This is a genomic window from Leifsonia sp. SIMBA_070, assembly GCF_046534635.1.
Taxonomy (GTDB): Bacteria; Actinomycetota; Actinomycetes; order Actinomycetales; family Microbacteriaceae; genus Leifsonia.
This window is the reverse complement of sequence record NZ_JAWRYK010001078.1, coordinates 1-229: the sequence shown is the minus strand read 5'-3', so window position 1 is coordinate 229 and position 229 is coordinate 1. Positions and strand designations below refer to the sequence as shown.

General features: G+C 52.8%; 1 protein-coding gene. It reads right to left on the bottom strand.

The features are described 5' to 3' along the window. A partial coding sequence (locus SB754_RS23460) for a DUF2824 family protein (protein WP_410784630.1) occupies nucleotides 1–229 on the bottom strand: 229 nt, incomplete at both ends.

Here is a 229-nt window from a genome sequence, read left to right as displayed (position 1 = left end):
ATGACGTTACGCACTGGACATGAGTAGATCCGAGGATGTAGCGCCAGAACGCCATACCAATATCAAAACTGAACCCGCGGGCTTCCGGCAGATACATGGCGTGGCAGTCAAAGCTCATCGGTTGAATTTCGTGGTAATACACGAGGCCTCCGAAGACGCCGTGAACATTCACCTCAAAATATCTGCACTCCGGGCGGTATTCATAACCGTCACCGTTGTTGCTGCCGGC